This is a genomic window from Spirosoma sp. (assembly GCF_048594605.1).
Lineage (GTDB): Bacteria > Bacteroidota > Bacteroidia > Cytophagales > Spirosomataceae > Spirosoma.
Map to the genome: position 1 here is coordinate 1 of NZ_JBMDWV010000439.1, position 8,515 is coordinate 8,515.

7 protein-coding genes are annotated in these 8,515 nt (G+C 45.2%); all 7 read right to left on the bottom strand.

The features are described 5' to 3' along the window. Positions 1-2,448, bottom strand: a 2,448-nt coding sequence (gene porU, locus ACOJS8_RS27740; protein ID WP_420151811.1) for a type IX secretion system sortase PorU, incomplete at its 3' end; no start/stop codon positions are given. A 127-nt stretch (positions 2,449-2,575) separates the two neighbouring features. Further along, positions 2,576-3,199: a sprT domain-containing protein gene (locus ACOJS8_RS27745; RefSeq protein WP_420151812.1), complete on the bottom strand. Its 624-nt coding sequence runs from the start codon at positions 3,197-3,199 to the stop codon at positions 2,576-2,578. Positions 3,200-3,263: 64 nt separating this feature from the next. Further along, on the bottom strand, positions 3,264-3,464 hold the full coding sequence (locus tag ACOJS8_RS27750; RefSeq protein ID WP_420151813.1) for a hypothetical protein: 201 nt from the start codon (positions 3,462-3,464) through the stop codon (positions 3,264-3,266). Positions 3,465-3,602: 138 nt separating this feature from the next. Beyond that, complete coding sequence (locus tag ACOJS8_RS27755; protein ID WP_420151814.1) at positions 3,603-4,103, bottom strand: GtrA family protein; 501 nt, start codon at positions 4,101-4,103, stop codon at positions 3,603-3,605. A 123-nt stretch (positions 4,104-4,226) separates the two neighbouring features. Next, a complete protein-coding gene (locus ACOJS8_RS27760) occupies positions 4,227-5,633 on the bottom strand; it encodes an NADH-quinone oxidoreductase subunit N (protein WP_420151815.1) in 1,407 nt (468 codons plus the stop codon). 67 nt (positions 5,634-5,700) lie between these two features. Next, positions 5,701-7,179 (bottom strand): complex I subunit 4 family protein, encoded by a 1,479-nt coding sequence (locus tag ACOJS8_RS27765; RefSeq protein ID WP_420151816.1) that lies wholly within the window; start codon positions 7,177-7,179, stop codon positions 5,701-5,703. A gap of 67 nt (positions 7,180-7,246) precedes the next feature. Next, a partial coding sequence (locus ACOJS8_RS27770; RefSeq protein ID WP_420151817.1) for an NADH-quinone oxidoreductase subunit L occupies positions 7,247-8,515 on the bottom strand: 1,269 nt, incomplete at its 5' end.

Here is an 8,515-nt window from a genome sequence, read left to right on the forward strand (position 1 = left end):
AAGCGTGGTATGCGTTACAGCTTTGTCATATAAATTAAGGCGGAGTGTTCCGGAAAAGTCCGAAAGGCGTTGGTTCAGTTGCCGAATATCGCCCGTAAGCTCAACGGTTTGCAAAGCACGTAACGTATCAGGCCGAGTTGACGAAATTGCCTTGCCATTTACGTGCGTGAGCATTGCCTGGGCCTGTGGGTAAGCCAGCCGCATCGAAGGGTCACCCAGAAGCGCGAAGTTTCGATTAACCGGCCCACTTAGGCTGTTATTTTTGGTGATACGCATTACGTCGCCCAAACGCGGCATCTGGCCATCAATTGGTTTAAACACGGCATCATAGAAAGCCGTATTTAACAACAGATTGGTATTGGCATATACGGGCCTGGTGGTAGATAGCAACGCAACTGCACCGCCTGTTCGGCTTAAAAGAATTAATTCAGCTCCAGACGTAATACTCGGATTGTCGTAACGCCCAAATTCGCAGGTAGCTGTTACAAACAGAGGCAAACGCTTGTTTTTCCAGAAAAGAATATCCTGCAACGTAACAACCTGCTCATCTGCCAGTGTCAATACTCCGCCGTGACCACTGTAATTGATGATAAGCCGCCCATCGGTAATAGCCTGATTAATGAACTGATTGATAACTGGCGCTTTTTGTCCACTACTTGTATTCTCCTGCGGGTAATCATCCATAAATACCCGTTCAGGCCGGTACGTAGGTGCTGCTTTCTCAATACGTGTCGTCATTTGGTTAACATCCGACTGATGAACATTATAATCGCCATCATCAGCAACCAGGGTCAGTCGGGTTTGCCAATCGCCAGTTAATGATTGATCGGAACTGTAACGGATAATTTTATCAACGACCGTTCGGGCTTCGTCTATTGACTTAACAGGAAGTCGGCCTATGCCAATATCGACGGGAGCATCCCCAGGATAAATCTTCCCTACCATTTCTTCCTCCCAGCTGCCTTCCTTAGCGCCCATAAAGCCGAAATAATCGTCTGATGAGTAACTCAAAACCGGATGTAGCGATTCACGGCTTTCGTAAACGGGTATCATATTAGCCAGTTGAGACGCGCTGGACAAACCGAGTATATTTCGGTAATCATACGTAGCGTCGCCAAATAACAATAGATAACGAAGTTTATCGGGCTGTTTATAATAAAAAAACCGAACCATATCCCGAATAGCGGTGGGATCAGCCTGGCCAGAGCCGAACTCATTATATACCTGCTGCGTAGTAAACACTAAAACCGCTAACTGATCATGTTCTCGCCGAAATTCCGCTAAACGCTCAGCTTGATCTAGCCAGGCGTTTGGGGTAACAATAATTAGGTTTGGTACGTCCTGACCGTGTACGTCCTGATTGGCTACGTTTACCAGCGAGGCAGGGGATAGATGTTGCGCATCGGTAAATAAGAAATAATCACCAGAACGGGCAAAACTCCAGGCTGCCTCCTGAGCTGTGTTAAGTGTATAAGTCTGATTAACAGGAGCGAGCGGATTCGTTACGTCCCAGATACGTAAGTTATTGTTAGCCTGCCGAATGGTATATTGCCCAGCTTGTAAACGGCGTATCCAGATCGGATTAGCGTATTGGCGAAGCTCCCGCTGATATTGCACCGATAAATAATTCAGATAGCCTTGAGCATCATTCTGTCTATTTTTTCGGAAAGTCAGAGCAAGCTGTAAAGCACTCGTATTCGTTGTTACGTTGGTTTGAAATGTATCCGTACGGCTAATTCCCTGATAAGAATACTTGCCATCGTCCCCACCAACAATTGTCGGCATATCGATGCTGCCCGCTAACTGACCGTTTACCTGTAGACGAAACTGTGTTGGAGACGTAGCACCGGCCACTACCGAAGCCGTAAGCCGCATGGGCGTGTTTGTAACAATTCCTGTAACGTCGAAGGGTATAATTTTGGTGGTGTCGTTCGTCAAATATTCCCCCAACCACTCCCGACCGGAACGGACAGCTGATAATTTCGATAAATCCTGTTCGTGAAACTGGTAATCGCTGAACGTAGTGACTGCTGATGTAGACGACAGGCCACCTCCAGGGCGGTCAGGTATGCGTAGACCAGGTGATGTACCAATGGTCAAAAAATAGAACGTAGTATCAGAGTAATAATTTATCTGATGGGTGAAACGCCGGGCCGTTGAATCATACCCAATAACATGCGGACTCTGACCAAAAAATACAACGGCGTCGTCCCCATCAAACCGCCCATCAGCTTCGCCCCTTACCTGGATAGCGTTCTCCGTCAAGTCAGTCAAACGAGGAATAGCGTTTGCCTGTGGTAATACGGCTCCGCCATTTCCGTATAAACGAAATAGACGAGGATCAGACGTAGCAAAAGCCGGATTTATCTGTGTTAACCGTGCCCGGTCGAGTCGATAGACGCCCGAAGACGTAACGCCAATTTTAATCCACGTCCCGGTTTTTAGCACCGATTGAGCAGAGCTGCGAAAGTGAATAATGAAAAAAGCACAATGCAGTATGCAGAAAATAACTCCTGTCCTGCCGAGCAGTTGGGCCAAATAATTTTCACTATTCATTATAGCTTCCTCACCGTTATTACTCATTAATCTCTACAAGCACATGAGCCAGAATAGCGTATGATTTACCTGAAGAGACTTCTTTACAAACGACACGAGTACGACGTAACGTACCTCGCTGGTAGGTCTTTTTAGCAAACTGAAATTGTTTACCTTCCGGTACATCACGCAACTGTACTGAATTTGTAGCCAGATTGCTTACTGGTTTATCATCTGCATCTCTCAGAGCTAACACTAATGCCGGGCTGGCAAAAGTCGTAGCTGCCGGTTTAATTAAGTACTGCTGTAGTGGTTGCAAAATGGGCGCCGGAAAAACAGACTCGTTCAGCAGCGGCTGCATAAGTCGCTGAAACGCCAATTGCCAGGCTTTCCCATGTGGTTTTAAACTTCTTTTTCGAAGAGATTTATACTGCCTGTACACATCAGCATGAGCGACTTCATGAATATAGGTAATCAAAAAAGCGTAAGCGTTTAAGTTAGCATTGACCGTAATCTGAGTTTGAGTATAAGTCAATACCCGAAAGTCGCCCAGACGGGTTCGCCTTGGCTTGACGACCTTAAATGTAAATTGATAATGTTGCCATAATTCCTGGCAATAAGCCACCGCAGCGACGGGTAGATAGGTTGAGAAAAGCGTAATCAAGATATAAATAAAAAAAGAGCCTTGACAAAATAAGGCTCTTTTCTAAGATGAAACTCTGCTCAGCTTATTTTTTAGCGGAGTCAGGAACCATTGTGGTGTCTGTTTCAGTCGTTATAACGGCAGATGAATCATTAGCCATAACGGTCGTATCGGTAGTAATTACAGCTGTCGAATCAGCTGCTGTTTCTTCTGTCTTAGGTTTGCTTTGGCAAGCAGCGAACGTCAGCATGCTACCAACAAAAAGTAAAGCAAATGCTTTTTTCATTATTGTTATAGTGATATTTTAGGTTTACGGCGCAAATATAATTATTTTATTACGAATCCAATAAATGCGGCTAGATAACATCAGAAAATAGCATTCATCACAAAAAAAGCCAATTAACGTTGGCTTAATTAAAGATAGCTAAAACTGACTTTCTTTTTGTTTCGATGACCCTGACCGGATTTTATCATAAAATCCGGTACTACGAAAGGTGAGTAATTTATGTCCAAAATAATTGGCTAAAAAACTAAACCCCATCCCTACTACGTGCGATCCTGTTTCGCGGTAAATTTTATCAAGCTTAGGGAACAACGGCGTAGCCACCCATTCCAGCGTATAGGCAGCAACGTAAACCTGCACTACCAGAGCGACTAAAGAAATGCCCAGAAATTTCACTGCTTCACGAGCGGTATTACCCGTTTTCCCAGCCGAAAAAGCGTATTTCTTGGTCGGAATAAAGGTTAGAACGGTAGCCGTCAGATATCCGCATAATACGCTCGTATCAAAGTCAAAACCGAAGAATTGGCGATAAAAAATACGGCTAATGAAATTAATAGACGCGCCAAGCAAAGCCATCAAAAAGAATGAGAAAAAATCTTTGTATTCTTTATATTTTGGCTCCTCGATAGTGCTCACGTTCACTGTTTTAGCGGATAAGAAAAGTTGGATACATATTGAGCTTTCAAAAGTACTACATCAAAGGCAAATGCGTATACAATTAAAATGCATTAATTAGTCTACGGTAAAAAGGCACTCGTACAGTATCTAAAAAAGTCCCTGTAACAACCCAGGGGCAATACCCAACCCTATCGTCAAAATTGTAGCGGCTAGTAGCACGTATTGATAAACCGGAGTAACCCGAATTGGCTCGGTGGCTCCGTCCCGGAAGTACATAGCGATTATAACCCGAAAATAATAATAAATTCCAACTGCCGACATCAGCACGGCAACAACCAGTAGCCAGATTTGACCTCGTTCAACGGCTGTTGAGAACATATAGAATTTCCCCCAAAAGCCTGCTGTTAAAGGGATGCCCGCTAATGAAAGCATGGATACGGTCATGGCGAAACCTAACAAGGGGTTTTGTCGCGCTAACCCGTTAAATGAATCGAAATTTTCAGTGATTACCCCTTCGCTTGTAATCGTTTGTGTATTACGGTGTTGAGCAACCAGCAATAATACGCCAAAAGCAGATATGGTAGCTACTGAATAAGCTAGTGAATAAAAGACAATAGCCTGTTCGGTTTGAGAGCCCAACGCAGCCAATCCGATCAACAGATACCCCGCGTGCGAAATGCTTGAGTAAGCCATCATACGCTTAAAACTGTTCTGGTAAACCGCCGTAATATTCCCGGCTACGAGTGTAATAGCAGTTATGACAGCTAAAATGGTCCACCAGAACGAGTACACCCCTGTAAACGATACAGACAGCAAGTGAAACAGGGCGGCAAATCCAGCAGTCTTCACTACGGTCGACATAAACGCTGTAAATACGGTCGGCGCTCCATCGTAAACATCGGGTGTCCAAAAATGGAAGGGAGCGGCTGACACTTTAAACAATAAACCAATTAACAGCATTAACAGGCCAACATACAATAACAAAGAAAGGCCAGCTTGCGGATTGGCAGCATAAGAACCAATGCCAGCAATGGTAAATGAGCCCGTTGCACCGTACAACAAAGCCATCCCAAACAGCATAATACCGGTTGCAAAGGCTCCCATCAGAAAGTATTTCAGGGCGGCTTCGTTCGAACGTAAATTTCGCTTATCGCTACCCGTCAGAACATACATGGCAACTGATAAAATCTCAACCCCAACAAACAGCATAATTAAATTCTCAAAGCCAATCATCATAATGGCTCCTACTAATGAGAAGAGCATAAGGCCGTAATATTCGGCAGGCTGAGCTTCCTCGCTTTCAATAAAGCTGCTCGACAAAGCGACAACCAAAAATGCAGACCCCAGCACAATAGCGGTAAAAACCATTGTAAGGTTACTGGTCCGCAACATATCGTTGAAATACAGATACGTTTTGTTCCAGTCAAGGAAGTTAGCTACCACCGCAACAAACAGAAACAAAAGCGTAGCAGGAAGCAGAATTGTTTTCGACTTCAGAAAGCCAAGAAACAACAGCACTATACCAAAAACTGATAACAGAACGATGGGAAACATATTTTTTATTCAATGTTTGATGTTCCTGGTTCAATAGGTTAGACCCAGGAGTCCTGAACCTTAAACTTTACTTCATAGATACCGCCGTCGTGCCGATATACTTCATCAGATTTGCTACGGCAGGCTCGGTAATGTCTAAAAATGTTTGTGGATAAACCCCTATCCAAAATACCATTATAATTAATGGGATAAAGACCCAGCTTTCTGAACTACTCAGATCCGCAAATGACTCAGTGCGTGATGAGGTCGGCCCAAACATACTTTTCTGGAACATACGCAGCATGTAAACGGCACCGAAAATAATAGTAAATCCAGCCGCTAAGCCCAGATAGTGATTATACGTAAAGACACCATGCAAAAGCAGGAATTCCCCCACGAACCCGTTTGTGAGTGGTAATGCTACGTTTCCTAGCAGCATAATCATAAAAAATACCGTCAGTTTGGGAGTCGATTGGGTGATACCACCGAGTTGATCAAGCTGACGTGTATTGGTGCGAGAGAAAATAACGTCGGCTACAAAAAACATGCCTACTACGTTGATACCGTGAGCCAGCATCTGGATCAGAGCGCCCTGCATACCCGTTTCTGTAAGCGAGAATACGCCGGCCGCCATCAAGCCAACGTGTGAAAACGACGAATAAGCAATTAGACGCTTCATATCGCGCTGACGGATTGCTATAATTGCCCCATAAAGGATGCCAATAACAGACAGTATAATTGCCGTTTTGCCCCAGGTTTCGACCCCTAATGGGACGATTGGCAAAATCAACCGTATGACGCCATAAACACCCATCTTTAGCATGATACCGGCTAAAAGCATCGTAGCAGGTGTTGGTGATTCGACATACGTATCAGGTTGCCAGGTGTGAAATGGAAACACCGGCATTTTAATGGCAAAAGCAATAAAAAACGCCCAAAACACCCAGTTTTGGGCCTCAGGGGTTAACTTCAGTTTGTAAAAATCCGCAATGGCTGACGAATGCGCTGCTACGTTGGTCGCTGGTGTCTGATAATACAGATACACCAGTGCAAGCAGCATAAACAAGCTACCAAAAATGGTATAAACGAAGAATTTGAACGTAACCGAAATTCGGTTATCTCCACCCCACATGGCGGCCAGAAAATAAATAGGAATGAGCGCAGCTTCGAAGAATAAATAGAATAGAAATCCATCGCGAGCGGTGAAAACACCCATTAATGCCGCTTGCATGTATAGCATCAGAGCATAAAACGTAGCGGGGCGCTGGTACGTCCGATTAAACGTTGACAGGATAATAAACGGAACCAGAAATCCTGTCAACAATACAAGCAGTACGCTAATACCGTCAATACCAGCACTAAAGCGGATTCCTAATGAACCGATCCAGGGGTAGTCGAAACCGAACTGGGACGTAGCGTCCGCACGAAATCCGAAGAGGACCACGCCTGCTAAGACCAATTCAACCAGGGCAGCCACTAAAGCAGCCTGTTTTATCCGCTCTCCGCGAAACATCAGAATCAGCGTTGCAGCTACGACTGGGTACAAAATCAGGAATAGTGTAAGCATTTTATATACGTTTTCAGTTACTGATTACCAAGCTAGCAACGTAGCGAGTTGAGAATCAGGAGCCGTTTTATAATCGAATGAAAAACCGAAGGGCAAAAATTAAGACAATACTAACAACCATCGCCAGCACGTAGAAGCCTATGGAGCCATTCTGTAATAGTCGTAATTGAGCTGAGCTTTGTTTTACCAACCAGGCTACACCATTCACTACGCCATCGACTAAGCCCTCCCCGAAACTATACAACACATCACCCAGACCGCGAATTGGCCGCACAATGATTGTTTCGTATAGCTCATCGACGTAGTATTTATTGTAAACAACCTGTTCTGGCAACGAGCGATCAGCGGCATCGGGTTCTGGAACAGCCTGACGGCTAACATACATTACGTAGGCGATAACCAGCGACAGCAAGGCGACGCCAGCCGAAACGGCCATCAATATATACTCCGTGCTATGTTCGATGGTTGATTCGGCAAAGGCTTCCGGATTAACCTCCCGCGACCCATCGAATATGGGAGCCATAAAATGACTTAGCCACCCACCACCCGGCAAATTCAATCCCCCACCAATAGCCGATAGAATGGCCAGCACAACGAGGGGAGCAGTCATCGTTGCGGGAGACTCATGCAAATGGTGTCGTTGTTCTTCCGTTCCCCGGAATTCGCCGAAGAAAGTCAGGAACAGCAGTCGAAACATATAGAAAGATGTCAGGCCCGAACCCAGAACCCCTAATCCCCACAGCAGTTTGTTGTGTTCGAAAACATGCGCCAGAATTTCATCTTTTGAAAAGAATCCGGCAAAAGGAGGTAAGCCCGAAATGGCAATTGTACCGATCAGGAACGTAATGAACGTAATGGGTAACGCTTTCCGTAAACCGCCCATTTTACGAATATCCTGCTCATCAGACATAGCGTGAATAACGCTACCAGCACCGAGGAATAACAGGGCTTTGAAAAATGCGTGGGTAATCACGTGGAACATACCCGCCGTGTAAGCTGTAGCACTTAACCCCAGGAACATATAGCCCAACTGCGATACAGTTGAGTAGGCCAATACTTTTTTAATATCGTTTTGTAACAGACCGATAGAAGCCGCCAATAGAGCCGTAGCAATGGCAATTCCACCAATAATTTCGAGCGTGAGTGGCGCCAGCGTATAGAGTACATTCGAACGAACAACCATGTAGATACCGGCCGTCACCATCGTCGCTGCGTGAATCAGGGCTGACACAGGCGTTGGGCCTGCCATCGCGTCGGGCAGCCATGTGTAGAGCGGAATCTGGGCCGATTTACCCATGGCTCCTACAAATAACAGCAACGTAATGGCCAGCACTGT